At 71.4% G+C, this 23,859-nt stretch carries 21 protein-coding genes; 16 read left to right on the plus strand and 5 right to left on the minus strand.

Translation table 11 applies throughout. The annotated features are described in order from the left end of the window. Positions 1-44 precede the first annotated feature (44 nt). Genes lgt through pgeF form a run of 3 tightly spaced genes read left to right on the plus strand, consistent with a single transcriptional unit; the run spans position 45 to position 2,751 of the window. Entirely contained in the window at positions 45-932 is an 888-nt protein-coding gene (gene lgt, locus NHN26_RS03170; RefSeq protein WP_253088077.1) for a prolipoprotein diacylglyceryl transferase, read from the plus strand. Next, positions 929-1,999, plus strand: a complete 1,071-nt coding sequence (locus tag NHN26_RS03175) for a class I SAM-dependent methyltransferase (RefSeq protein ID WP_253088078.1) — start codon at positions 929-931, stop codon at positions 1,997-1,999. Before lgt ends, NHN26_RS03175 begins: the two co-directional genes overlap by 4 nt. Then, positions 1,996-2,751 (plus strand): peptidoglycan editing factor PgeF, encoded by a 756-nt coding sequence (gene pgeF / locus NHN26_RS03180; protein WP_253088079.1) that lies wholly within the window; start codon positions 1,996-1,998, stop codon positions 2,749-2,751. The genes NHN26_RS03175 and pgeF overlap by 4 nt, the downstream gene beginning before the upstream one ends. A 69-nt stretch (positions 2,752-2,820) precedes the next feature. On the opposite strand, the gene NHN26_RS03185 is transcribed toward pgeF, so the two are convergent. Together NHN26_RS03185 and NHN26_RS03190 are read right to left on the minus strand one after the other, a co-directional pair. Continuing rightward, positions 2,821-3,525, minus strand: coding sequence for an HAD family hydrolase (locus NHN26_RS03185; protein ID WP_253088080.1), 705 nt, complete (start codon positions 3,523-3,525; stop codon positions 2,821-2,823). 72 nt (positions 3,526-3,597) lie between these two features. Then, entirely contained in the window at positions 3,598-3,873 is a 276-nt protein-coding gene (locus NHN26_RS03190; RefSeq protein WP_253088081.1) for a DUF3572 domain-containing protein, read from the minus strand. A gap of 116 nt (positions 3,874-3,989) precedes the next feature. Here NHN26_RS03190 and NHN26_RS03195 point away from each other — a divergent pair, with 116 nt between their 5' ends. The 4 genes from NHN26_RS03195 (at position 3,990) to NHN26_RS03210 (ending at position 8,994) form a co-directional block, all read left to right on the plus strand. Next, on the plus strand, positions 3,990-5,390 hold the full coding sequence (locus NHN26_RS03195) for a diguanylate cyclase (protein WP_253088082.1): 1,401 nt from the start codon (positions 3,990-3,992) through the stop codon (positions 5,388-5,390). Positions 5,391-5,501: 111 nt separating this feature from the next. Beyond that, the gene (locus NHN26_RS03200) at positions 5,502-7,280 is read left to right on the plus strand and encodes a DUF4153 domain-containing protein (protein ID WP_253088083.1); all 1,779 of its coding nucleotides are present in this window, start codon (positions 5,502-5,504) and stop codon (positions 7,278-7,280) included. Between the two features lie 110 nt (positions 7,281-7,390). Then, on the plus strand, positions 7,391-7,975 hold the full coding sequence (locus tag NHN26_RS03205; RefSeq protein ID WP_253088084.1) for a heme NO-binding domain-containing protein: 585 nt from the start codon (positions 7,391-7,393) through the stop codon (positions 7,973-7,975). Beyond that, positions 7,972-8,994, plus strand: coding sequence for a GGDEF domain-containing protein (locus tag NHN26_RS03210; RefSeq protein WP_253088085.1), 1,023 nt, complete (start codon positions 7,972-7,974; stop codon positions 8,992-8,994). The genes NHN26_RS03205 and NHN26_RS03210 overlap by 4 nt, the downstream gene beginning before the upstream one ends. Positions 8,995-9,071: 77 nt before the next feature. Here NHN26_RS03210 and NHN26_RS03215 read toward each other — a convergent pair whose 3' ends face one another. Then, complete coding sequence (locus NHN26_RS03215; RefSeq protein WP_253088086.1) at positions 9,072-12,176, minus strand: efflux RND transporter permease subunit; 3,105 nt, start codon at positions 12,174-12,176, stop codon at positions 9,072-9,074. A 33-nt stretch (positions 12,177-12,209) separates the two neighbouring features. Further along, positions 12,210-13,349, minus strand: coding sequence for an efflux RND transporter periplasmic adaptor subunit (locus tag NHN26_RS03220; RefSeq protein WP_253088087.1), 1,140 nt, complete (start codon positions 13,347-13,349; stop codon positions 12,210-12,212). Between the two features lie 169 nt (positions 13,350-13,518). On the opposite strand from NHN26_RS03220, the gene NHN26_RS03225 reads away from it, so the two are divergent. From NHN26_RS03225 to argF, 7 genes are all read left to right on the plus strand, one after another. Next, positions 13,519-14,145: a TetR/AcrR family transcriptional regulator gene (locus tag NHN26_RS03225; RefSeq protein ID WP_253088088.1), complete on the plus strand. Its 627-nt coding sequence runs from the start codon at positions 13,519-13,521 to the stop codon at positions 14,143-14,145. A gap of 94 nt (positions 14,146-14,239) precedes the next feature. Beyond that, positions 14,240-15,241 carry a nicotinate-nucleotide--dimethylbenzimidazole phosphoribosyltransferase gene (cobT, locus tag NHN26_RS03230; protein ID WP_253088089.1) on the plus strand — a complete coding sequence of 334 codons (1,002 nt, stop codon included), beginning with the start codon at positions 14,240-14,242 and terminating at the stop codon, positions 15,239-15,241. Further along, positions 15,238-16,008, plus strand: coding sequence for an adenosylcobinamide-GDP ribazoletransferase (gene cobS / locus NHN26_RS03235; RefSeq protein ID WP_253088090.1), 771 nt, complete (start codon positions 15,238-15,240; stop codon positions 16,006-16,008). The genes cobT and cobS overlap by 4 nt, the downstream gene beginning before the upstream one ends. Beyond that, positions 15,999-16,559: an alpha-ribazole phosphatase family protein gene (gene cobC, locus NHN26_RS03240; RefSeq protein ID WP_253088091.1), complete on the plus strand. Its 561-nt coding sequence runs from the start codon at positions 15,999-16,001 to the stop codon at positions 16,557-16,559. Before cobS ends, cobC begins: the two co-directional genes overlap by 10 nt. Positions 16,560-16,650: 91 nt before the next feature. Then, entirely contained in the window at positions 16,651-16,917 is a 267-nt protein-coding gene (locus NHN26_RS03245; RefSeq protein ID WP_253088092.1) for a hypothetical protein, read from the plus strand. Between the two features lie 225 nt (positions 16,918-17,142). Further along, positions 17,143-18,327 carry an aspartate aminotransferase family protein gene (locus tag NHN26_RS03250; protein ID WP_253088093.1) on the plus strand — a complete coding sequence of 395 codons (1,185 nt, stop codon included), beginning with the start codon at positions 17,143-17,145 and terminating at the stop codon, positions 18,325-18,327. Continuing rightward, complete coding sequence (gene argF, locus NHN26_RS03255) at positions 18,324-19,250, plus strand: ornithine carbamoyltransferase (RefSeq protein ID WP_253088094.1); 927 nt, start codon at positions 18,324-18,326, stop codon at positions 19,248-19,250. The genes NHN26_RS03250 and argF overlap by 4 nt, the downstream gene beginning before the upstream one ends. A gap of 212 nt (positions 19,251-19,462) precedes the next feature. Here argF and hrpB read toward each other — a convergent pair whose 3' ends face one another. Beyond that, complete coding sequence (hrpB, locus tag NHN26_RS03260; protein WP_253088095.1) at positions 19,463-21,904, minus strand: ATP-dependent helicase HrpB; 2,442 nt, start codon at positions 21,902-21,904, stop codon at positions 19,463-19,465. 123 nt (positions 21,905-22,027) lie between these two features. Here hrpB and meaB point away from each other — a divergent pair, with 123 nt between their 5' ends. Beyond that, on the plus strand, positions 22,028-23,011 hold the full coding sequence (meaB, locus tag NHN26_RS03265) for a methylmalonyl Co-A mutase-associated GTPase MeaB (RefSeq protein WP_253088096.1): 984 nt from the start codon (positions 22,028-22,030) through the stop codon (positions 23,009-23,011). Next, positions 23,008-23,748: a glutamine amidotransferase gene (locus NHN26_RS03270; protein WP_253088097.1), complete on the plus strand. Its 741-nt coding sequence runs from the start codon at positions 23,008-23,010 to the stop codon at positions 23,746-23,748. The genes meaB and NHN26_RS03270 overlap by 4 nt, the downstream gene beginning before the upstream one ends. Positions 23,749-23,859: the final 111 nt, after the last annotated feature.

Genomic DNA, 23,859 nt, shown 5'->3' on the forward strand with positions numbered 1-23,859 from the left:
GCTCAAGGTTGACTTCGCCCGCGCGAGGGCCAATGAGGCGGGGCATGCTGGGTGTTCTGAATTTTCCCGATATCGGCAACGAGATCTTCTCGGTCTCGCTGTTCGGACTGGAATTCGCGCTGCGCTGGTATGCGCTGGCCTATATCGCCGGGCTGCTGATCGGCTGGCGGATCGTGGTCGCGGCCATGCGCCGCCCGGCGCTGTGGCCCGAGGACCGGGCACCGATGCGCCCCGAGCAGGTGGACGAGTTGCTGACCTGGATCATCCTGGGCGTGATCCTGGGCGGGCGGCTGGGCTTCGTGCTGTTCTACCAGCCGGGCCATTACCTGGCCAATCCGCTGGAGATCCCGATGGTCTGGCAGGGTGGCATGGCGTTCCATGGCGGGCTGGCCGGGGTCTGCATCGCGCTGGTGCTGTTCGCGCGGCGCCATGGCGTGCCGCTTCTGTCGGCGGCCGATGCGCTGGCGCTGGCGACGCCGGTGGGGCTGTTCTTCGGGCGGATCGCGAATTTCATCAATGCCGAGCTGTGGGGGCGGCCCTCAGACCTGCCCTGGGCGGTGGTGTTTCCGGGCTATCTTGCGCAGGACTGCCCGGGCTGGGACATGATGCCCTGTGCGCGCCATCCCTCGCAGCTTTACGAGGCGGGGCTGGAGGGGCTGGTGCTGGGGCTGCTGCTGGTCTGGCTGGTCCGTGCGCGCGGGGCGCTGCGGCGGCCGGGCGCGGTGGCGGGGGTGTTCTTCCTGGGCTACGGGCTGGCGCGCATCTTCGTCGAGCTGTTCCGCGAGGCCGATCCGCAATTCATCACGCCCGACAACCCGCTGGGCCATGTCGTGCATCTGGGCGGGGCGGGGTTGAGCATGGGCCAGCTTCTGTCGCTGCCGATGGTGGCGCTGGGGCTTGTCTTCCTGCTGCTCTCGCGCAGGCGCGCGTGACGGCGCTGGCCGAGCTTCTGGCCCGCAGGATCGCGTCTGCCGGTCCGATCAGCGTCGCCGAGTTCATGGCGGAATGCCTGATGCATCCCGAGCATGGCTATTATGCGACGCGCGATCCGTTCGGGGCGGCGGGCGATTTCACCACCGCGCCCGAGATCAGCCAGATGTTCGGCGAGTTGCTGGGCCTGTGGCTGGCGCAGGCCTGGCTGGACCGCGGGTCGCCCGCGCCCTTCACGCTGGCCGAGCTTGGGCCGGGGCGCGGCACGCTGATGGCGGACGCGCTGCGCGCTGCGCGCGGGGTGCCGGGGTTCCTGGCCGCGGCGCGGGTGCATCTGGTCGAGGCCTCCCCGGTGTTGCGCGCCCGCCAGCGCGAGGTGCTGGCAGGCCATGCGGTGACCTGGGCCGAAAGCGTGGACGCGCTGCCCGAGGCGCCGCTGTTCCTGGTCGCCAACGAGTTCTTCGACGCGCTGCCGATCCGCCAGTTCCGGCGCGACGCGGAGGGCTGGTGCGAGCGGCAGGTGGGGCTGGTGGGGGGCGCGCTGGGATTCGGGCTGACGGTGCCCATGCCCGTGGCCGCGCTGGCGCATCGGCTGGCCGACACGCGGCCGGGCGATATCGTCGAGACCTGCGCGCCGGGCGAGGCGATCGTCGCGGCGGTGGCGGACCGCATCGCGGCCCATGGCGGCGCGGCGCTGATCGTGGATTATGGCGGCTGGCGCTCGCTGGACGACACGTTGCAGGCGGTGCGCGCCCATCGCCCCGAGCCGGTGCTGGCCCATCCGGGCGACGCCGATCTGACCGCCCATGTCGATTTCGAGGCGCTGTCGCGGGCCGCCCTTGCCGCGGGGGTGGCGGTGGCGCCGCCGACCGCGCAGGGGGTGTTGCTCGACCGGCTGGGGATCGCGGCGCGGGCCGGGATTCTGGCGCGCAAGCTGACGGGGGTGGCGCGCGATGCGCATATTGTCGCATATCGCCGCTTGACCCATCCGCAGGAAATGGGAACGCTCTTCCAGGCAATCGCGCTGACAGGACGGGGCAGTCCGGCCCCACCGGGATTCGATCCATGACGCTGGAGATACTCACCTCCGACGTGCTTTCCCCCTTGCGGCACGGGTTCTTCACCCGGCGGGGCGGGGCGTCGTCGGGCGTGTTTCAGGGGCTGAATTGCGGCGGGGGCTCGTCCGACCTGTCGGAAGTGGTGGCGATCAACCGCGCCCGGGTGGCGGGGGCGCTGGGCGTGGCGGCCGATCACCTGGTCACGGTGCATCAGGTCCATTCGGCCGATGTGGCGGTGATCGAGGGGCCGCTGGCCGAGCGCGCGCAGGCCGATGCCATCGTGACCGCGACCCCGGGTCTGGCGCTGGCGGTGCTGACGGCCGATTGCCAGCCGGTGCTGTTCGCCGACCGCGAGGCCGGGGTGATCGGTGCCGCCCATGCGGGCTGGCGCGGGGCGCTGGACGGGGTGCTGGAGGCCACGCTGATCGCGATGGAGCGGCTGGGCGCGCGCCGGGCCGACACGGTGGCGGTGATTGGGCCGACGATCAGCCAGCGCGCCTATGAGGTGGGGCCCGAGTTCCTGGACGCGTTCAGGGCCGACGATCCGGGCAATACGCGGTTCTTCGCGCAGGGTGCGGGCGACCGGATGCTGTTCGACCTGCCGGCCTTCGGCCTGGCGCGGTTGCGCCGGGCGGGGATCGGCCAGGCGATCTGGACGCGGCATTGCACCTATTCCGATGCCGAGCGGTTCTTTTCCTATCGCCGCTCGGTCCATTCGGGCGAGGCCGATTACGGGCGGCTGATCTCGGCGATCCGGCTTTAGACCCGGCACCGGCGCGCGGGTGGCACGCGCGGCATGGGTATTTTCGCCAAGAAGAAACAGGGCTCGGCGCTAGCGGGCGGCGATCCGGTCGAGCAGCGCGGGCAGGTGGCCGATATCGGGCAGCACGGCATCGGCGAGGTCGGCCAGCTCCGCGGCGGCGGCGGTGCCGGTCAGGACGCCGACCGTGGCCATGCCGGCGGCGCGGCCCGCGATCAGGTCGTGGCGGCTGTCGCCGACCATCAGCACCTCGGCCGGGCGGCGGCCGGTGGCGGCGGCGAAGGCGAGCAGCTGGCCCGGTCCGGGCTTGGCGCCATGGCCGCTGTCATAGCCTGCGACGAAGCACAGCCGGTCGGCGATTCCGGCCGCTTCGAGGTGGCAGCGGGCCGGGGTTTCGGCGTCGTTGGTGGCCACGCCCAGCGCGAGGCCGCGCCCGGCGAGCCGGTCGAGAAGGGGGGCGAGCGGCACCGCGGGGCGCATCCGGGCGCGGGCGGCCAGGCTGTTCAGCAGGTCGACGAGATGCGCCGGGTCGGTGGCGGGCAGGTGCGGCAGGAGGCGCAGGGCGACCTCTTCGACGGTGGCGGCGATGGCGATGCTGTCGGCGCGGAAGCGCCGCGCGCCCGGGTCGAATCCCACCGCGCCGGCGAGGGCGGCGTGGCGGGCGCCGTCGCCCGCGGCCAGCCGGTCGAGCATGTCCGCCGCCCAATCGCCCCAGGAGGCATGGAAATCGAACAGCGTCCCGTCCTTGTCGAAGAGAATCGCGGTGATCGGGCCCATGGTCCTGCGCTGTCCTGTGCCGTGGCTTGCCGTGGTGATGCCGCGTCACCGGCGTTGATGCAACAGGCCCGCTCAGGTCCAGTGCGGGTCGGCGCCGCCGGGCAGGGCGGCGCGCGCCTGCATCAGCGCGGCACCGGGCAGGTCATGGGCCTGGCAGAAGGCCAGCACCCAGGCATCGTCCATCAGCAGGAAATCCAGCACCGAGGCGAGGAATTCGGGGTCGTCGGCGCGGTTTCGCAGGTCGTTTTCGGTCGCGCCGGTGGCGCCGAGGAAGACCGCCAGAAGCGAGTCCTGTCCGGCGAGCCATGCCAGCGCGGTCAGCGCCAGTGTTTCGGCGGATTTCCGCATCGTGAAACGTTGCCCCAGGGTCTCGTTAAAGGGTTTGTTAACACTTCCTGCCCAAGACTGAACCTCGAAAATGTCGGTAAAAAGTTTCGGATATTTCAGGCAGAGGAGCGGCGCCGATGTCCCGGCGAATCCTGATAGTCGACGACGTGGCCACCAACCGCATCGTGATGAAGGTGCGGTTGAGCGAGGCGCATTACGATGTGCTTCAGGCCCGCGACGGCGCCTCGGCCCTGTCGGCGGCGCGGCGCGACCGGCCCGACCTGATCCTGATGGACATGGCATTGCCCGACATGGAGGCGACGGAGCTGTGCCGCACGCTGAAGGCGCATCCCGAGACCGCCTCGATCCCGTTGATCGTGGTGACGGCGGCGCGCTCGGCCGAGGTCAAGATGCGCGCGCTGGAAGCGGGCGCGGACGAGTTCCTGTCGAAGCCGCTGGACGAGATGATCCTGCTGGCGCGCGTGCGCAACCTGTTGCGCGCCCGCGAGACCGCCGAGGAACTGGCGCTGCGCAACGGCACCCATCGCGCGCTGGGCTTTGCCGAGGCGCCCGAGATCTTTGCCCCGCCGGGCCGGGTGGCGCTGATCGCGGCCGATCCGCGCAGCGGGCTGACCTGGCGCGCGGGGCTGGCGCCGCTGCTGTCGGAACCGCTGGCCATGATCACCCGGGCCGAGGCGCTGGATTCGCAGGCGGATCATCCGGTGGCCGATGTCTTCGTGGTCGATTCGCGGCTTGCCCCCGAGGGGGCGGGGCTGCGGCTGGTGTCCGAACTGCGCGCGCATGCCGCGACGCGCCATGCCGCGGTGATGGTCGTGGTGCCCGAGGCGGCGCGCGAGACCGCGGCGATGGCGCTGGATCTGGGCGCGAACGACCTGATCCTGGCGCCGGTCGATGCCCAGGAACTGGCGATCCGGATCCGCAGCCAGCTGCGCCGCAAGCAGCAGGCCGACCGGCTGCGGGCGACGGTCGAGGACGGGTTGCGGCTGGCGGTGACCGATCCGCTGACCGGGCTGTTCAACCGCCGCTATGCGCTGCCGCATCTGGGCCGGATCGTCGAGCGCTCGTCCGAGACCGGGCGCGGTTACGCGGTGATGCTGCTCGATCTGGACCGGTTCAAGCTGGTCAATGACCAGCATGGCCATGCCGCGGGCGATGCGGTGCTGGTCGAGGTGGCGCGCCGGTTGAAGGACAACCTGCGCCCGGTCGACCTGGTGGCTCGGATCGGCGGCGAGGAATTCATGGTGGCGCTGCCCGAGACCGGGTTCGAGCAAGCCTGCGCCACCGCCGAGCGGCTGCGCACCGCGGTGCAGGCGCGGCCGGTGGACCTGGCCGGCGAGCCGGGTGCCATCGGCGTGACGATCAGCATCGGCGTGGCCTTTGGCGGCGAGCGTCCGCCCAAGGAAGACGGCAGCCCCGAGGGCGAGGTCAATGCCCTGATGGCGCAGGCCGACCGCGCGCTTTATGCCGCCAAGGCGTCGGGCCGCAACACCGTCGAGATCTGCCGCTCTGCCGCCTGAGGGCGCTGTCCCGGCCTGATGGCCCCGGCCTGACTGCGCCGCCGCCACTGGCCGGCGCGGCGGGCGGGCGCTATGGTCCGCCGGGGCAGTCATGGCGGGTCGGAGGCGGCGATGGACGGGGTGCGGGCGGCGCTTGTGTCGGGGCGGGTCAGGCTGGGCCTGCTGGGCCTGCTGGCCGGGATGTCGGCCTGGCTGCTGGTGGATGTGCTGCCCGACCGGATGGCCGGGCTGCCGCGGCTGCATCTGTTCGTCACCAGCCTGGGGGCCGCCTTCTTTCCCGCCGCGCTGGCGCTGAGCGGCCCCTTGCCGCCGCGCCGCGCGCTGGCGGCGGCGGGGCTGGTGGCGCTGCCGCTGGCGGGGCTGATGGCCTGGGCCAGCCTGCGTTTCGACGATGTGGCGGGGTTTCTGGCCACGGGCCATCCCTGGATCGGTCTTGCGCTGCTGCTGGGGCTGGCGCTGCCCTTCCTGATCGCGGGGCTGGGGCCGGGACGGCGGCCGACCGACTACGCGGTGCTGTTCACCCAGTCCTGGATGATCGTCGTCCGGTTCGCGGCGGCCTGGCTGTTCGTGGGCCTGGTCTGGGGCGTGCTGTTCCTGTCGAACGCGCTGCTGGGGCTGGTGGGGATCGACGTGATCGAGCGGCTGATGAACCGCGCCGAGATGCCCTATCTGCTGAGCGGGCTGATGCTGGGGCTGGCGCTGGCGGTGGTGGACGAGCTGTCGGATTACGTCTCGCCCGAGCTGGTGCTGCAATTGCTGCGGCTGCTCTTGCCGGTGGTGCTGGTGGTGGTGGCGGTGTTCCTGGCGGCGCTGCCGTTCCGGGGCTTGTCGAACCTGTTCGGCGATTTCTCGGCGGCGGCGATCCTGCTGGCGATGGCCTTCGGGTCGGCGACGCTGGTGTCCTCGGGGCTGGATGCCAGCGACGAGCGGCGGGCGCCGGGGGGGCTGACCTGGTGGTGCTGCCGGTTCCTGGCGCTGCTGCTGCCCGCGCTGGCGGCGCTGGCGGGAGTGGCGGTCTGGCTGCGGGTCGCGCAATACGGCCTGACGCCGGACCGGGTCGTGGCCGGGGCGATGGCGGCGCTGGCGCTGGGCTATGGGCTGGCCTATGCCGGGTCGGTTCTGGCCGGTCCGGGCTGGGGCGCGCGGATCCGGCGGGCCAATGTCGGCATGGCGCTGGTGGCGATGGCGATGGTCGCGGGGTTCTTCACGCCCGCGCTCGATCCGCAGCGGTTGGCGGTGGCCCATCAGATCGCCCGGTTCGAGAGCGGCCGGGTCGGGGCCGAGGGGCTGGACCTGTGGGCGATCGGGCGGGAATGGGGCCGGGCGGGGCAGGCGGGGCTGGCGCGGCTGGCCGGGATGGAGGACCATCCCGAGGCCGCGCGTCTGGCCGAGCGTCTGGCCGCGCTCGAGAATGCCGAGACGCCCTATGCCTTTGAGCGCCAGGGCGAAAGCGGCGATGTCGCCCAGTTGGTCGCCGATCTGGCCGGGATGCTGCCGGTGCGTCCCGAGGGCCGCGCGCTGCCCGAGGGGCTGCTGTCGAGCCTGCGCCTGTGGGAGTTGCAGCAGATCGGGCGGGCCTGCACCTACCGCACTGCGGGCGGCAATCCGGGCTGCGTGGCGGTGCTGGCCGATCTGTCCGGGGCGCGCGCGGGCGAGGAGGTGCTGATCGTGGCGCATAACCCGGCGGGGGCGTTGCTGGTGCGGGCCTATTTCCGCGAGGCCGAGGGGGTGGGGTTCACCATGCGCAGCCCCGAATTCCTGACCGGCGCCGATTTCTACCGCGCCGCGGACGCTGCCATCGACGCGCTGGTCGCGGGCGAGTTCCGGCTGGTGCCGCAGCGGCTGAACGCGCTGGAGGTCGAGGGCCGCACGCTGTTCTTCGGGCGCTGAGGTCGGTTGCGGGCGGCGGGCGGTCGCATCCCGGCCGGGCTTTGCCAATTCTTAATACCTTCGCCGCAGATTCGCATTCAATTGCCTTGTTCTGTTTGGCGGAGTGAATGATGCACGGTCTGCTCAACCGCGCGATTCAGCGTTTCCTGTGTGATACCCATGGCGGGGAATGCTGGACGCATGTGGCGCGTGTCGCAGGGGTCGATCCCGGCGGCTTCGAAGCGATGCTGACTTACGAGGACGAGCTGACCGAGGCGGTGCTGGAGGCCGCGGTCGCCCGGCTGGACCTGCCGCGCGAGATGATCCTGGAGGATCTGGGCACCTATCTCGTCTCGCATCCCGATCTGGAGGCGCTGCGCCGGTTGCTGCGATTCGGGGGCGAGACCTTCGTGGATTTCCTGTTCTCGCTGGACGACCTGCCCGAACGTGCCCGCCTGGCGGTGCCGGACCTGGAACTGCCCGAGCTGGAACTGGCCGAGGATACCGAAGGCGGGGTCGCGATCCGCTGTCGCGGCGGCTGGCCGGGGGTGGAATATGTGCTGCAGGGCATGCTGCGGGCGCTGGCCGACGATTACGGCGCGCTGGCGGTGCTGGACGTGATCGAGCGCGGGCCGGGGCAGGCGACGGTCAGTATCAGCCTGCTGGACACCGCGTTTCACAAGGGGCGCAGCTTTTCGCTGGTGGCGGACCGATGACCGGGGCGGCGCGGCAGGGCGGGGCGATCATGCTGGACGGGGCGGTTCTGGGCCGGCTGCTGCCGATGCATCTGTGCCTGGACGCGGAGGGGCGCGTGCGCCAGGCCGGCCCGACGCTGGAACGGATCGCGGGAACGGAACTTGCCGGGCGCCCCTTTGCCGAGGTGGTCAGCCTGCGCCGACCGGCGGCGGCCACGGATATCGCGGGGCTTCTGGCGCTGGCGGGGCGGCCGCTGAAGCTGACGCTGGCGGTTGCGCCCGCGCTGCCGCTCAAGGGGCTGGTGGCGGGACTGCCGGATGGCGGCGCGCTGATCGACATCTCGATGGGGATCTCGCTGATCGAGGCGGTCAGCCGGTTCGACCTGACGCTGGGGGATTTCTCGCCGAGCGACCTGGCGGTGGAACTGCTCTACCTGCATGAGGCCAAGTCCGTCGTCAGCGCCGAATTGAGCCGCCTGGCGGAGCGGCTGAACGGGGCGCGCGTCTCGGCCGAGAAGGAGGCGGCGACCGACACGCTGACCGGGCTGGCCAACCGGCGCCGCCTGGATGCCACGCTGGCGCGGCTGCTGGGGCAGGGGCGGGCCTTTGCGCTGATGCAGATCGACCTGGATTACTTCAAGCTGGTCAATGACACCCATGGCCATGACGTGGGCGACGCGGTGCTGCGCGAGGTGGCGCATCTGCTGCGCGCGCAATGCCGGACGCAGGACCTGGTGGCGCGGGTCGGCGGCGACGAGTTCGTGATGATCCTGGTCGATATCGTCGAGCCGTTCCGCATTGCGCGGATCGCGGAGCGGCTGATCCGCCAGATCGAGGAGCCGATCCCGGTCGGCATGCGGGAGTGCCGGATCTCGGCCAGCATCGGCGTGTCGGTCTTCTCGCGGCAGGATTCGCCGGATCCCAAGCGGCTGATGCGCGAGGCCGATTGCGCGCTGTACCAGTCCAAGGGCGCAGGCCGCGCGCGGGTCACGGTGTTCACCCGCCCCGAGGGGGCGGCCGACAATACGGACGCGGCCTGAGCGGCGGCCCGGATGGGCGCGGGGTCGGGCGGGTCGCCCGCGCGCATCCATGCGGCTGCCTGCGCGGGCGGGGGGCGTCAGCGGCCCATCGGTCCGCGCGCGATGCGGCGGATCGCGACATAGAACAGCGGCACCAGCAGAACGCCCAGGATCGTGGCCGTCAGCGTGCCGCCCAGCACGCCCGAGCCGATGGCGTTGCGCCCGCCAGAGCCTGCGCCCGAGCTTAGCACCAGCGGCAGCACGCCCAGCGAGAAGGCCATCGAGGTCATGATGATGGGGCGGAAGCGCTGGCGGGCGGCCTCGCGGATGGCGGTGAAGAGATCCTCGCCCGCCACCTGCCGGTCGCGCGCGAATTCGACGATCAGGATCGCGTTCTTGCCGGTCAGCCCGATCACCGTCAGGATCGCGACCTGGAAGAACACCCCGTTCTCGAACCCGCCCAGCCAGGCGCCGATCAGCGCGCCCAGGACGCCGATGGGCATGGCCAGCATGACCGCGAAGGGGATCGCCCAGCTTTCGTAAAGCGCCGCGAGGCAGAGGAAGACGACCGCCAGCGACAGCGCGTAGAGCAGGGGCGCCTGGCTGCCGGATTCGCGTTCTTCCAGCGAGAGGCCGGTCCAGGCGACGGCGAAGCCGGGGGGAAGCTGGCCTGCCAGCCGCTCGATCTCGGCCATGGCCTCGCCGGTTGTGACGCCGGGGGCGGGTCCGCCCTGCAACTGCATCGCGGGCACGCCGTTATAGCGCGTCAGGCCCTGCGGGCCGAATTCCCAGCCCGCATCGGTGAAGTTCGAGAACGGCACCAGCCCGCCGCTTGCATTGCGCACGCGCCAGAGCTCGATATCCTCGGGGGTCGCGCGCGCCTCGGGTTCGCCCTGGACATAGACCCGCTTGATCCGGCCGCGGTCGATGAAGTCGTTGACGTAGCGCCCGGCCCAGGCGATCGAGAGCAACTGCCCGACCTCGGTGGCCGACAGCCCCATCGCACCGGCCGCGCGCCAGTCGATGTCCAGCCTGAACTGCGTCGCGTCCTCCAGCCCGTTGGGCCGGATCGAGCCGATCAGCGGGCTTTGCGCGCTCATCCCCAGAAGCTGGTTGCGGGCGGCCAGGAGTTCCTCGTGGGTCTGTCCGCCGCGGGCCTGAAGGTAGAAATCGAAGCCCGAGACGTTGCCCAGTTCGATCACCGAGGGCGGCACGATGGGAAAGACCATGGCATCCTGGATCTGGCTGAAGGCGCCGAAGGCGCGACCGGCGATGGCCTGCACGCCCTGGTCGGGGCGGGTGCGCTCGTCCCAGTCCTTGAGCTGGACGAAGCCCAGCCCCATGTTCTGGCCGCGCCCGGCAAAGCTGAAGCCGACCACCGTGAAGACCGAGTTCACGTTCTCGGCCTCGGCATTCAGGTAGAAATCCTTGACCTGGTCGGCCACGGCCTGGGTGCGCTCGGCGGTGGCGCCGGTGGGTGCCTGGATCAGGGTGAACAAGAGGCCCTGGTCCTCGTTCGGCAGGAAGCCGGTGGGCGTCTTGACGAACATCCAGCCCATCGTGACGGCGAGCAGCACATAGATCATCCCGATGCGCAGCGGGCGGCGGATGATCCAGCCGACCGACCCCGCATAGCCCCCCGTCAGCTTGTCGAAGAAGCGGTTGAACCAGCCGAACGGCCCGCGCCGGGTGTGAACCGCGTCCTTCGAGCGCAGGATCGAGGCGCAGAGCGCGGGCGTCAGCGTCAGCGCCACCAGCACCGACAGCGCCATGGCCGAGACGATGGTGATCGAGAATTGCTGATAGATCACGCCGGTCGAGCCGCCGAAGAAGGCCATCGGCACGAACACCGCGGACAGCACCAGCGCGATGCCGATCAGCGCGCCGGTGATCTGACCCATCGACTTGCGCGTGGCCTCGCGCGGGGAAAGCCCCTCTTCCTCGATGATGCGCTCGACGTTTTCCACCACCACGATGGCGTCGTCGACCAGCAGACCGATCGCCAGCACCATCGCCAGCATGGTCAGCGTGTTGATCGAGAAGCCGAAGGCCGCCAGCACGCCGAAGGTGCCCAGCAGCACGACCGGCACCGCCAGCGTGGGGATCAGCGTGGCGCGCAGGTTCTGAAGGAACAGCAGCATCACGAAGAAGACGAGGATGATCGCCTCGACCAGCGTCTTGGCCACTTCCTTGATCGAGATCTCGATGAAGGGGGTGGTGTCGTAGGGGATGACGTAGGAGACGTTCTCGGGGAAGAACTGGGCGTATTCCTCGATCTGCGCCTTGACGCGGCGCGCGGTGTCCAGCGCGTTCGCGCCGGGCGCAAGCCGGATCGCCATGCCCGCCGCGGGCTGGCCGTTGCGCCGGGCGATGGTGTCGTAGCTTTCCGCGCCGATCTCGACCTTGGCGACGTCCTTCAGCAGCACGAGCCCGCCATCGGTTTCCGCGCGCAGCACGATCTGTTCGAAATCTCCGGGGCTGGTCAGCAGCGATTGCGCGGTGATCGTGGCGTTCAGCTGCTGGCCCGCAGGCGCGGGCAGCGAGCCGAAGGAGCCTGCCGAGATCTGGGCGTTCTCGGCCGAGACGGCGGCGACGACATCGGCGGGCGTCAGTTCGAAGGCGGCGAGTTTCGCGGGGTCGAGCCAGATCCGCATCGCGTATTGCGAGCCGAAGACCTGCACCTCGCCCACGCCCTCGATCCGGGCGAAGGCATCGACGAGGTTGGAGACCATGTAATCCGACAGGTCCACCTGCTCCAGCGCGCCGTCATCCGAGATCAGCGCGATCACCATCAGGAAACCGGCCGAGGATTTGCGCACGCTTACCCCCTGGCGCTGCACGGTTTCGGGCAGAAGGGGGGTGGCCTGCGCCAGCTTGTTCTGGACCTGGACCTGCGCGATGTCGGGATCGGTGCCGGTCTCGAAGGTCAGGGTGATCTGCGCCTGTCCCGCCGAGGTCGAGGAGGACGAGATGTAGCGCAGCCCGTCGAGCCCGGTCATCTGCTGTTCGATGATCTGGGTCACGGTATTGGCCACCGTCTCGGCCGAGGCGCCGGGATAGGCGGCCTGCACGCTGACCGACGGGGGCGCGATCTGCGGGTATTGCGCGATCGGCAGGGTCAGGATCGACAGAAGGCCGATCCCCATGATGAGGATCGAGATGACCCAGGCGAAGACCGGGCGGTCGATGAAGAAGCGGGCCATGGCGCGGTCTCTCCGGGGTTCGGGGTGTCGGGATCAGTTTGCTTGCGCGGGCTCGGCGCGCTCTTCGGGGGCGACCGCCGCGCCGGGGGCGACCTTCTGCAGCCCGGCCACGATGATCCGGTCGCCATCCGCCAGCCCCTCGGTCACGATCCAGTCGGTGCCGCGGTCGCGCAAGACGGTCAGCGCGCGTTCCTCGACGATGTTCTCGGGCGTGACCACCATCGCGGTGGGACGGCCGCGCCGGTCGCGGCCGATGGCCGATTGCGGGGCGAGGATCGCGTTCTCGATCACGCCCTGGGGCATCTCGACCTGCACATACATTCCGGGCAGCAACATCTTGTCGGGGTTCGGAAATTCCATCCGCAGCACGACAACGCCGGTGCGTTCGTCGACATAGGGTTCGGCGGCGCGCAGCGTGCCGGTATGGTCGTATCCGCCACCATCGGCAAGCGTCAGCCGGACGGTGCGGTCGGCCTCGCCCAGCGCCTCCTCCATGTGGCCGCGCCGCCAGGCGACGAGTTCGGCGGCCGACATGGTGACGTCGACCAGCACCGGGTCGAGGGCGCGGATCACCGCCAGCGGTTGCGCCTGCCCGGCGGTGACCAGCGCGCCGCGGGTGGTCAGCGCGCGGCCGACCGTGCCCGACAGGGGCGCGGTGACGGTGGTGCGGTCGAGGTCGATCTCGGCCGCGACAAGCTGTGCCTCGGCGACCTGAAGCCCGGCCTCGGCCGAATCGCGCGCGGCCAGCGCGTCGTCGACGGCCTGCTGGCTGGTGACGTTGCGTTCGAGCAATGTCTGGAACCGCGTCGCCTCGCGCCTTGCGGAGTCGCGGGTCGCCTCGGCCTGGGCGACCGCGGCAAGGGCGGCGGCGACGCGGGCCTCGTAGCTGGCCGAGTCGATGCGGTAGAGCGCCTCGCCCTCGGTGACCTCGGCGCCCTCGTCGAACAGCCGCTCGGTGATGATGCCCGCGACCTGGGGGCGCACCTCGGCAATGCCCGAGGCCACGATCCGGCCCGGCAACCGCGTGGTCAGCGTGATGTCCTGCGCGGACAGGGTGACGACGGTGACCGGCGTGGGCGGGCGCTGGCCTTGCGCCTGCTGGGCCGGGGCGGCGGTTGCCACGGCCAGCGACAGCGTCAGGATTGCGGCGAGAACCCGGGGAAGGCGGGGCATGGGGAACCTCGTGGGATAGGCGATTTCTCTGGCGGAGAGGGGCGCGCACGTTTATAAAACGATATCGTTTTGTTATTCGCTTCCGCCGGTTCGTGCAAGCGGGAATCCGCCCGGCCCGGCCCGCGGGGGCGATCTGGTCGAGGAAAGTGCCGCAAGGATGGGCAAACCCATGCCGCGCCGGGGGCGTCCGCCCCGGATGGACCCCGAGGAACGCGCGCGGGTGATTCTGGACGCGGCCGAGCGGGTGCTGTTGTCGCGCGGGTTGCAGGGCACCTCGATGGATGCGGTGGCGGCCGAGGCGGGGATGTCCAAGCGCACGCTTTACGAGCTGTTCGACGGGCGGGCGGGACTGGTCGAGGCGCTGGTGCGCCGGTTGCGCGAAGGGATCGTGAGGCCGCTTGGCGACGTGCAGCAGGCGCTGCCGCTGGCGCAGCGGCTGCGGCTGTTGCTGACGCCCGAGCGGTTGCCGGGCACGGGGTCGGCCGCGCTGGAGGTGATGCGCGCGGCGATCGCCGAGGCGCCGCACCAGCCGGACCTGGCCGCGCGCATGCTGGAGGAGGGGCCGCTGGCCGTGCGCCGGCTGATCCGCGAGGAACTGGAGCGCGGGATGAGCCGGGGCGAGATCGCGCTGGACGATCCCGGGGCGGCGGCGGCGCTGCTGCACCGGATGGCGCTGCCCTGTCCGCTGGAGCGGCTGCTGCGGACCGACGGCGTCGACGAGCCGCTGGAGGCCGCGCGTGCCCGGGTCGACCGGGCGGTCGCGGTGTTCCTGGCGGGCATGGCGGCGGGCGGCTGAGGCGGTCGTCCGGGGCGGCTGCGGCGTCGGGTGCCGGTTGCCGGGGCGGGCGGGCGCGACTATCAGGGCGCGGTCACAAGAAACCGGAGCGACCATGACCGAGACCCTTGCCGCCGAATTGCAACGCCGGATCGACCTCAAGACCAAGCCGCCCGGCTCGCTGGGTCGGATCGAGGCGCTGGCGCGTCGGATCGGGCTGGTGCAGGGCAGTCTGACGCCGCGGATGGAGCGCTGCCAGCTGACGATCTTCGCCGCCGATCACGGCATCGCGGCCGAGGGCGTGTCGCTGTTCCCGCAGGAGGTGACGCGGCAGATGGTGCTGAACTTCCTTTCGGGCGGGGCGGCGGCGAATGTCTTTGCCCGCAGCGTCGGGGCCGATCTGCGCGTGGTCGATGCGGGCGTGGCGGGGGAACCCTTCGGGGTCGCGGGGCTGATCGAGCGGCGGATAGGCGCGGGCACGGCCAGTTTCCTGACCGGCCCGGCGATGAGCGCCGGGCAATGCGCCGCCGCACTTGAGGCGGGCCGCGCGCTGGGGGCCGATGGCGACTGGGACGCGGTCGCCTATGGCGAGATGGGGATCGCCAACACCGCCACGGCCGCCGCGCTGGGGCACAAGCTGACCGGCGTGGGTCTGGACGTGCTGACCGGGCGCGGCACCGGGCTGGACGATCCGGGCCTTGCGCAGAAACGCGCGGTGCTGGAACGGGCCGCGGCGCGCACCGGCGACCTGGCCCCGCAGGAGGCGCTGGCCGAATATGGCGGCTTCGAGATCGCGATGATGGCGGGCGCGATGATCGGCGCGGCAGAGGCGGGCCGGGTGGTGATCGTGGACGGGTTCATCGCCACGTCGGCGGCGCTGGCGGCGGTGCGGCTGGCGCCCGGAACGCGCGATGCGATGGTCTTTGCCCACCGCTCCGAGGAACAGGGCCATGGCGCGCTGCTGGACGCGCTGGGGGCCGAGCCGCTGTTGTCGCTGGGCATGCGGCTGGGCGAGGGGACGGGCGCGCTGCTGGCCTGGCCGCTGCTGAAGGCCGCGGCGGCGATGCTGACCGAGATGGCCAGTTTCGCCGATGCCGGGGTGACGGGGCCGGCATGACCGGGCGTCTGGTCCAGGAGGGGCGGCTGATCCTGCTGGCGGCGGGGTTCCTGACCCGGCTGCCGGTGCCCCCCGATCCGGGTTTCACGCCGCAGCGGATGGCCTGGGCCACGCGCTGGTTCCCGCTGGTGGGGCTGGGGATCGGTGCGGTCGTGGCGCTGGTGTTCTGGGGTGCGGCATTGGTGCTGCCCGAATGGGTGGCGGCGGGGCTGGCGCTGGCGGCGGGCGTGCGGCTGACCGGCGCGCTGCACGAGGACGGGCTGGCCGATGTCGCCGACGGGCTGGGCGGCGGGCAGAGCCGCGAACATGCGCTGGAGATCATGCGCGACAGCCGGATCGGCAGTTATGGCACGGTCGCGCTGGTGCTGGTGCTGCTGCTCAAGGCCGGGGCGCTGGCGCATCTGGGCGGGGCGGCGGTCGCGGCGCTGATCGCGGCGCATGGGCTGAGCCGGGTCTTCGTGGTGCTGACCATGTTGCGGCTGCCTTATGCACGCCCCGAGGGCAAGGCGGGCTTTGCCAGCCTGGCCGAGATCGGGCCGGGCGGTCTTTGGATCGTGCTGGGCACCGGGGCGGTGGCGGCGCTGGGGCTGGCGGTTGCGGCGGGGCCGGGGGCGGCGCTGAGCGCGCTGGCGGCGGCGGCGGGGGTGACGCTGTGGATCGGCGCGATGCTGCGTCGGCGGCTGGGCGGCTATACCGGCGACGGGCTGGGCGCGGTGCAGCAACTGACCGAGTTGGCGATCCTGCTGGGCGTGCTGGCATGGGTCTGATCCTGCTGCGCCACACCGCCCCCGATGTGGCGCCGGGCACCTGTTACGGCCGTCTCGACCTGCCGCCCGGCCCGCGATTCGCCGACGAGGCCGCGGGGGTCCTGGCCAATCTGCCGCCCGTGACAAGGGTGCTGACCAGCCCCCTGATCCGCTGCCGGGCGCTGGCCGAGCATGTGGGTGCGGCGCGCGGGCTGCCGGTCGAGGTCGCGCCGGACCTGATCGAGATCGATTTCGGCGCCTGGGAAGGGCTGGCCTGGGACGCGGTGCCGCGCGCGGAACTCGATGCCTGGGCGGCGGATTTCTGGCATGCGCGGCCGCATGGCGGCGAAAGCGTGGCGATGTTCACCGCGCGGGTGGCCGAGGCGCTGGCCGGGCTGGGTGCCGCGCAGGACTGGCTGGCGGTGACCCATGCCGGGCTGATGCGCGCCGCCCAGCACCTTCTGGGCCGGGACGAGACCTGGGCCAGCCGCTTTGCCCATGGCGCGGTGCTGCGGCTTTCGCCGGAGGACCTTGCGGCGCTGGCGGCGGGGCGTCACGGAAAAAACGCCTGAATGCCGCGGAAAGGCTGTGGTCAAACCCCTGAATTGGAATAGATTCCCGAGCAGACCGGGGCGCGCGCGCCCCCAAGGAACGGATCGAAGGATGCCCAGAACGCTTTTCAAGGTGATGATCCCCGAACGGCGCGGAACGCTGCCGGTTTTCCTGTGCCTGCGGCTTGCGGATGACTGGGCCGAGCCGCGCCCCTGGAAGGCCGACAACCAGACGCTGCCCTATATCGGCTGGCATATCACCCGGCGCGAGAATGGCCGGTTGCTGACCGTGCTGCTGGGGCCGCTGGCGCTGCTGGCCGCAACCCCGCCCGCGCCGAAGGAGGCCGCAGGACCGGGCGCGGTGCATCCCCAGGTCTGAGCGGATCGCAACCGGGGCCGTGGGGCCGCCCCGGTGCTGGACAGGGCGTCGAAACCGCGCTATCGGGGCGGCCATGACGCCGCTGTGCCGCCCCCTTTCGCGCCGACGCCGCCGCCGGGCCTGACCCGGCCGCCTGCGCGTGCGCCAACGCGTCTTCCTCTCCCACGTTGACACGATCCCGGCCGTGGGGCACCCCTTTGGCCTCTGATCCCAAGGATTTTCCGCATGATCCCGTCCATCCTGCCGACCTATAACCGTGCGCCGCTGGAATTCGAGCGGGGCGAAGGCCCCTGGCTGACCGCCACGGATGGCCGCCGCTTTCTCGATTTCGGCGCCGGGATCGGGGTGAACGCGCTGGGCCATGCCCATCCCGCGCTGGTCGCGGCGCTGACGGCACAGGCGGGCCGGTTGTGGCATCTGTCGAACCTTTACCGCATTCCCGAACAGCAGGCGCTGGCCGATGCGCTGGTGGAGAAGACCTTTGCCGACACGGTGTTCTTTACCAATTCGGGCACCGAAAGCTGCGAACTCGCGGTCAAGATGGCGCGCAAATACTGGTATGACAAAGGCCAGAGCGAGCGGGTGAACATCGTCACCTTCGCGGGCGCGTTCCATGGCCGGTCCTCGGCCGCGATCGCGGCGGCGGGGTCGGAGAAGATGACCAGGGGCTTCGGCCCGCTGCTGCCGGGCTTTGTCCATCTGCCCTTTCCGGCCCATGGCGCAGAGCTTGAGGCCGCCGTCGACGGCAATGTGGCGGCGATCATGGTGGAGCCGGTGCAGGGCGAGGGGGGCATAAGGCCGCTGCCCGAACCCTGCCTGAAGGGGCTGCGCGATCTGTGCGACCGGACCGGGGCGCTGCTGATCTTCGACGAGGTGCAATGCGGGATGGGCCGGACGGGCAGGCTGTTCGCCCATGAATGGGCCGGGGTTGCGCCCGACATCATGATGATCGCCAAGGGCATCGGCGGCGGCTTTCCGCTGGGCGCGGTGCTGGCGAGCGCGGAGGCCGCCAGCGGCATGACGGTCGGCACGCATGGCTCGACCTATGGCGGCAACCCGCTGGCCTGCGCGGTGGGCAAGGCGGTGCTGGAGATCGTGGCCGAGCCCGCCTTCCTGACCGAGGTGAACCGCAAGGCGGGGCTTCTGCGCCAGCGGCTGGAGGGGCTGGTGGCCGCGCACCCGGAGGTGTTCGAACTGGTGCGCGGGGCGGGGCTGATGCTGGGGCTGAAATGCCGGGTGCCGAACACCGAGGTCGTGCAGGCCGGCTATGCCCAGCGGCTTCTGACGGTGGGTGCGGCCGACAACGTGGTGCGGCTGCTGCCGCCGCTGAACATCACCGACGATGAGATCGCCGAGGGGGTGGCGCGGCTGGAGGCCGCCGCGGCGGCGCTGGAGGGGGCGGGCGCATGACCCATTTCCTCGACATCAACCGGACCGAGGCCGGGGCGCTGCGGGCGATGATCGACCAGGCCCGCGCGATGAAGGCGGCCCGCGCCGGCCGGCCGAAGGGCGCGCCCGACGACGACCAGCCGCTCGCGGGGCGGATGGTGGCGCTGATCTTCGAGAAACCCTCGACCCGGACCCGGATCAGCTTCGACGTGGGCGTGCGCCAGATGGGCGGGCAGACCATGGTCCTGTCGGGGGCGGACATGCAGCTGGGCCACGGCGAGACCATCGCCGACACCGCGCGCGTGCTGTCGCGTTATGTCGATCTCATCATGATCCGCACCTTCGAGGAGGCGACGCTGCACGAGATGGCCGAGCACGCGACGGTGCCGGTGATCAACGGGCTGACGAACCGCACCCATCCCTGCCAGATCATGGCCGACATCCTGACCTACGAGGAGCACCGCGGCCCGATCGCGGGCCGCAAGGTGGTCTGGTCGGGCGACGGCAACAACGTCTGCGCGTCCTTCCTCCAGGCCGCGGGGCAGTTCGGGTTCGATTTCACCTTCACCGGCCCGCCGACGCTCGACCCCGAGGCGGTCTTCGTCGAGGAGGCGCGGGGCAGCGGCGTGCGGGTCGAGATCGAGCGCGACCCGGTGAAGGCGGTCGAGGGCGCGGACCTCGTGGTGACCGATACCTGGGTGAGCATGCATGACCCGCAATCGGCGCGCGAACGGCGGCACAACCAGTTGCGCCCCTACCAGGTGACCGAGGCGCTGATGGCGGCGGCGAAGCCCGATGCGCTGTTCATGCATTGCCTGCCCGCCCATCGCGACGAGGAGGCGACGAGCGCGGTGATGGACGGGCCGCATTCGGTGATCTTCGACGAGGCCGAGAACCGGCTGCACGCGCAGAAGGCGATCCTGCGCTGGTGCCTGGGCGTCTGACGGGGCGCTCCCGCCCCCGGCCCGCGCGGGGCTTGCACCCCGCTTGTCCGGGGTTGGGCGTGGCCGCGCGCGGGCGCGCGCGGCGCCTCCGGCGGGGGTATTTGGGCCAAGAAGAAAAAGCGGTCAGGAGTGGGGCGCCACCCGAGGGACCGGCCGGAGGGCCGGGCCCGAGATAAATGGCGTGCGCCGCAGGCGCTCGGTCTGACAGACGCTCAGGGCCGGGGTTTCCGGCGCAATGTGGGCGTGGCGGCGGTGGGGTCTTCGGGCCAGGGATGTTTGGGGTAGCGCCCGCGCATGTCCTTGCGGACATCCGAATAGCTGGTCGCCCAGAAGCCCGGCAGGTCGGTCGTGACCTGCACCGGGCGCTGTGCAGGCGACAGCAGCGTGATCCGGAGCGGCAGGCGGTTCGGGCCGATGCAGGGATGGGTCGTGGTGCCGAAGAGTTCCTGAAGCCGCAATTCGATGGCCGGGCTGTCGCCGGAATAGTCGATGGGCACTTGCCGGCCGAGCGGGGTTTCGAAATGCGCCGGTGCGAGGCGGTCGAGGCCTTGCTGTTGGTCCCAGCTCAGGCAGGCGCGGAGCGCGGGCAGGAGGTCGAGGCGTCGGAGATCCTCGGCGCTGCGCGCGCCGGAGAGATGGGGCAGGAGCCAGTCGTCGAGACGGTCCAGAAGCGTGGTGTCCGAGAGGTCGGGCAGGTCCGCGCCCTGCCGGCGGATCAACTCGACCCGGGCCTGGAAGCGGCGGGCGGAATCGGTCCAGGGCAGCCCCAGCGCCCGGATACCGTCGAGCGCGGCGCGGGCCATGGCCTCGGGCGGCGCGTCGGGCCAGGGGCGGTCGTCGAGGACAAGCGCGCCGAAACGTTCCTGTCGGCGCGCGACCACCCGGGTTTCGCGGCCTGACCAGTGGCAGATCTCGTGCCAGGCGATGGCGGGGCCATGGGTGGCGCGCAGCTCGGCCTCGGTCAGCGGGGCGGCGAGGCGGATGCGGGCCTCGCGCGTGTCGCCGTCGAGATCGAGCGCGACGATCAGGCGCTGGCCCGCCAGCGGGTCGGCCGCGTCCATCACGGCACCCTTGCCGCCCGACAGGATGAAGCGCGGCGCCTCGCCCTTGCGGCGCAGGCCGATGCGGTCGGGATAGGCAAGCGACGCCATCTCGCCCGCTGACATTGGCCGGGGGCTGTCGGGGGCGCGGGCGGCCAGCCGCTTCGTTTCGGTGCGGATGCGGGCGAGCGTTGCGCGGTCGGGCGGGATGGGCGTCTCGGCGCGGGGGTCGGCCAGCGCGCGCAGGCGTAGCGTCAGGTCGGTGCCTGCGCCGCGCAGCGGGTCGCGGTCTTCGAGCAGGGCGGCGAGCGGGGCGGCCTGTTTGCCTGCGATGGCCAGCATGTGGCCGAGCCGGGGATGCAGCGGCAGCGCGGCCAGCGCGCAGCCGTGATCGGTGACGCGGCCCTTGCCGTCGAGCGCGCCGAGGGCGGTGAGCAGCGCGCGCGCCTCGGCCAGAGCGCCGGGATTGGGGGGCGTCAGCAGGGCCAGCGCGCCGGGATCGGCCGTGCCCCAGAGCGCGAGGTCGAGCGCGAGCCCGGTCAGGTCGCCGGCGACGATCTCGGGCGGGGGGAAGGCGGCGAGCGCGCCCTCCTCGCCGCGGGTCCAGAGCCGGTAGCAGCGCCCCGGCGCAACCCGCCCGGCGCGGCCGCGGCGCTGGTCGGCCTCGGCGCGGGTGACGCGTTCGGTCACCAGCCGGGCCATGCCCGAATTCGGGTCGAAGCGCGCGCGCCTTGCGCGGCCGGCATCGACGACGACGCGGATATCCTCGATCGTCAGCGAGGTTTCGGCGATGGCGGTGGCAAGGACGATCTTGCGCCCTTCGGGCTCGGGGCGGATCGCGGCGCGTTGCTCGGCGAAGGGCAGGGCGCCGTAGAGCGGGCGGATATGGCAATCGGGCGGCAGGCGGGGTGCAAGGGCTGCGGCGCAGCGGCGGATTTCCCCCTCGCCGGGCAGGAAGACGAGGAGGCCGCCTTGGGTCTCGGCCAGCGCCTGGGCGACCAGATCGGCCGTGGCCTCGGGCAGGCGGGCGCCTTTGGGCAGGGGGCGGTCGAGCCAGAATGTCTCGACCGGGAAGGCGCGGCCTCCGGAACTGACCAGCGGGGCGTCGTCGAGAAGGGCGGCCACCGGGGCGGCGTCCAGCGTGGCCGACATCACCAGCAGGATCAGGTCCTCGCGCAGCGCGCCGCGCACCTCCCAGGCCAGCGCAAGGCCCAGATCGGCGGCCAGGGATCGTTCGTGGAACTCGTCGAAGATGACCGCGCCGATGCCGTCGAGCCCCGGATCGGACTGGATCATCCGGGTCAGGATGCCTTCGGTCACGACCTCGATGCGGGTTCTGCGTCCGACCTTGGCCTCGCCCCGGATGCGGTAGCCGATCGTTTCGCCGACATCCTCGCCCAGCGTCTCGGCCATGCGTTCGGCGGCGGCGCGGGCGGCCAGTCGCCTTGGTTCCAGCATCACGATGCGGCCCCCCGTCAGGCCCGCCTGCAACAGCGCCAGCGGCACCCGCGTCGTCTTGCCCGCACCCGGGGGGGCTTGGAGCACGCCGCGGCGTGCGCGGGCAAGGGCCGCGATCAGGTCGGGCAGGGCGGCGTCTATGGGCAGGGGCGTCATGGCCGTGGGTTATGGGCGAAACCGCCCCGCTTCGCCAGAGGGCTGGCCAGCGGGGTCGCCAGAGGGGTGGACAGCCCCCCGCACACGCGGCAAGAGAAGGACCGCGCAGCAGCGGAGCCGCCCATGGATATCGAGGATCTTGCCACCCGCATCCGCGCCGGCGAACGCCGGGCGCTGGCGCGTGCGATCACCCTGATCGAAAGCGGGCGGGCCGATCACCGGGCCGCCGCGCGGGCCTTGCTGGACCTGTTGGCCGATGCGCCGGGGCAGGCGCTGCGCATCGGGCTGTCAGGCACGCCGGGGGTGGGCAAGTCCACCTTTGTCGAGAGCTTCGGCATGATGCTGACCGGGCAGGGGCACAAGGTCGCGGTTCTGGCGGTGGACCCGTCTTCCGCGCGGTCGGGCGGCTCGATCCTGGGCGACAAGACCCGGATGGAGCGGCTGAGCCGCGACCCGGATGCCTTCATCCGCCCCTCGCCCAGCCAGTCGGCGCTGGGCGGCGTGGCGCGGCGCACGCGCGAGGCGGTGAGCCTGTGCGAGGCGGCGGGCTTCGACATCGTGCTGATCGAGACGGTGGGTGTGGGCCAGTCCGAAACCATGGTCGCCGAGATGACGGATCTGTTCATCCTGCTGATGGCGCCCGCGGGCGGCGATGAATTGCAGGGCGTCAAGCGCGGCATCATGGAGATGGCCGACCTGATCCTGGTGAACAAGGCCGATGGCGACCTGAAACCGGCGGCCGAACGCACCCGGTCCGATTACGCGGGCGCATTGCGGCTGTTGCGCCGCCGCCCGCAGGATCCGCCCGATTTCCCCAAGGCGATCTGCGTCTCGGCATTGCAGGAGGCGGGGCTGTCGGATGCCTGGGCCGAGATGCAGGCGCTGGCCCAATGGCGGCGCGAAACCGGGCATTTCGAGGCGCGGCGGGCCGAACAGGCGCGCTACTGGTTCGCCGAGGAGGTCCGGCGCGGGCTTCTGGCCCGGCTTGACCACGATCCCGCGATGCGGGCGCGGATGGCGGCGCTGGGCGCGCAGGTGGCGGCGGGCGAGACCAGCGTGGAACGGGCCACCGCCGAGATGCTGACCGCGCTGGGGGCGGCGCCGTGAAGCCCTTTCTGGTGCTGCAACTGCGCCCCGAGACCGAGGCCGCCGATGACGAGTTCGCCGCCATCCTGGCCAAGGGCGGGCTGTCCCCCGATCAGGTGCGGCGCATCCGGCTGGATGCCGAACCGCTGCCCGCGGGGCTGGATCTGGACGCCTGTTCGGGCGTGATCGTGGGCGGAGGTCCGGGCTGCGTCTCGGACCCGGAGGCCGCGAAATCCCCGGTCGAGCGGCGGATCGAGGCGGCGGTGATGGGGCTGATGCCCCAGATCACCGCGCGCGACATCCCCTTTCTGGGCTGCTGCTACGGTATCGGCATCCTTGCCCATCACCTGGGCGCCGAGGTGTCGAAGCGCCGCTATTCCGAACCCGTCGGCGCCACCACCTGCCATCTGACCGAAGAGGGGCGCCTTGATCCGCTGCTGGCGGGCCTGCCTGACACCTTCCGCGCCTTTGTCGGCCACAAGGAGGCGGTGCAGGCGCTGCCGCCGGGCTGCGTGCATCTGCTGTCCTCGGACCCGTGCCCGTTCCAGATGATCCGCTACGGGGCGAACGTCTATGCCACGCAGTTCCACCCCGAGGCCGACAGCGCGGGGTTCGAGCTGCGCATCCGCATCTACCGCGACCGCGGCTATTTCCCGCCCGAAACCGCCGATGACCTGGTGGCGATGTGCCGGGCCGAGGATGTGCGCCTGCCCGAAACGATCCTCAGGCGCTTCGTGGCGCGCTATGCATGCCATTGACCCGCTTTCCCCATGAATCGCTTGACGCCCCCCGGGATTGCCCGTAATGCACCGCGACGGAATTCGCGGCGCTGCCCCTGCGGCGCCCCCTGCTATTCGAGACGAGGAAGA

Origin of the sequence: Rhodovulum tesquicola (genome assembly GCF_024128855.1) — a bacterium.
GTDB lineage: Bacteria > Pseudomonadota > Alphaproteobacteria > Rhodobacterales > Rhodobacteraceae > Rhodovulum > Rhodovulum tesquicola.

Bases quoted from the DNA above. Each gene is read 5' to 3' on its own strand.
- lgt (WP_253088077.1), top strand. From the start codon at position 45: ATGCTGGGTGTTCTGAATTTTCCCGATATCGGCAACGAGATCTTCTCG.
- pgeF (WP_253088079.1), top strand. From the start codon at position 1,996: ATGACGCTGGAGATACTCACCTCCGACGTGCTTTCCCCCTTGCGGCAC.
- NHN26_RS03185 (WP_253088080.1), bottom strand. From the start codon at position 3,525: ATGGGCCCGATCACCGCGATTCTCTTCGACAAGGACGGGACGCTGTTC.
- NHN26_RS03190 (WP_253088081.1), bottom strand. From the start codon at position 3,873: ATGCGGAAATCCGCCGAAACACTGGCGCTGACCGCGCTGGCATGGCTC.
- NHN26_RS03195 (WP_253088082.1), top strand. From the start codon at position 3,990: ATGTCCCGGCGAATCCTGATAGTCGACGACGTGGCCACCAACCGCATC.
- NHN26_RS03200 (WP_253088083.1), top strand. From the start codon at position 5,502: ATGGACGGGGTGCGGGCGGCGCTTGTGTCGGGGCGGGTCAGGCTGGGC.
- NHN26_RS03205 (WP_253088084.1), top strand. From the start codon at position 7,391: ATGCACGGTCTGCTCAACCGCGCGATTCAGCGTTTCCTGTGTGATACC.
- NHN26_RS03210 (WP_253088085.1), top strand. From the start codon at position 7,972: ATGACCGGGGCGGCGCGGCAGGGCGGGGCGATCATGCTGGACGGGGCG.
- NHN26_RS03215 (WP_253088086.1), bottom strand. From the start codon at position 12,176: ATGGCCCGCTTCTTCATCGACCGCCCGGTCTTCGCCTGGGTCATCTCG.
- NHN26_RS03220 (WP_253088087.1), bottom strand. From the start codon at position 13,349: ATGCCCCGCCTTCCCCGGGTTCTCGCCGCAATCCTGACGCTGTCGCTG.
- NHN26_RS03225 (WP_253088088.1), top strand. From the start codon at position 13,519: ATGCCGCGCCGGGGGCGTCCGCCCCGGATGGACCCCGAGGAACGCGCG.
- cobT (WP_253088089.1), top strand. From the start codon at position 14,240: ATGACCGAGACCCTTGCCGCCGAATTGCAACGCCGGATCGACCTCAAG.
- cobS (WP_253088090.1), top strand. From the start codon at position 15,238: ATGACCGGGCGTCTGGTCCAGGAGGGGCGGCTGATCCTGCTGGCGGCG.
- cobC (WP_253088091.1), top strand. From the start codon at position 15,999: ATGGGTCTGATCCTGCTGCGCCACACCGCCCCCGATGTGGCGCCGGGC.
- NHN26_RS03245 (WP_253088092.1), top strand. From the start codon at position 16,651: ATGCCCAGAACGCTTTTCAAGGTGATGATCCCCGAACGGCGCGGAACG.
- NHN26_RS03250 (WP_253088093.1), top strand. From the start codon at position 17,143: ATGATCCCGTCCATCCTGCCGACCTATAACCGTGCGCCGCTGGAATTC.
- argF (WP_253088094.1), top strand. From the start codon at position 18,324: ATGACCCATTTCCTCGACATCAACCGGACCGAGGCCGGGGCGCTGCGG.
- hrpB (WP_253088095.1), bottom strand. From the start codon at position 21,904: ATGACGCCCCTGCCCATAGACGCCGCCCTGCCCGACCTGATCGCGGCC.
- meaB (WP_253088096.1), top strand. From the start codon at position 22,028: ATGGATATCGAGGATCTTGCCACCCGCATCCGCGCCGGCGAACGCCGG.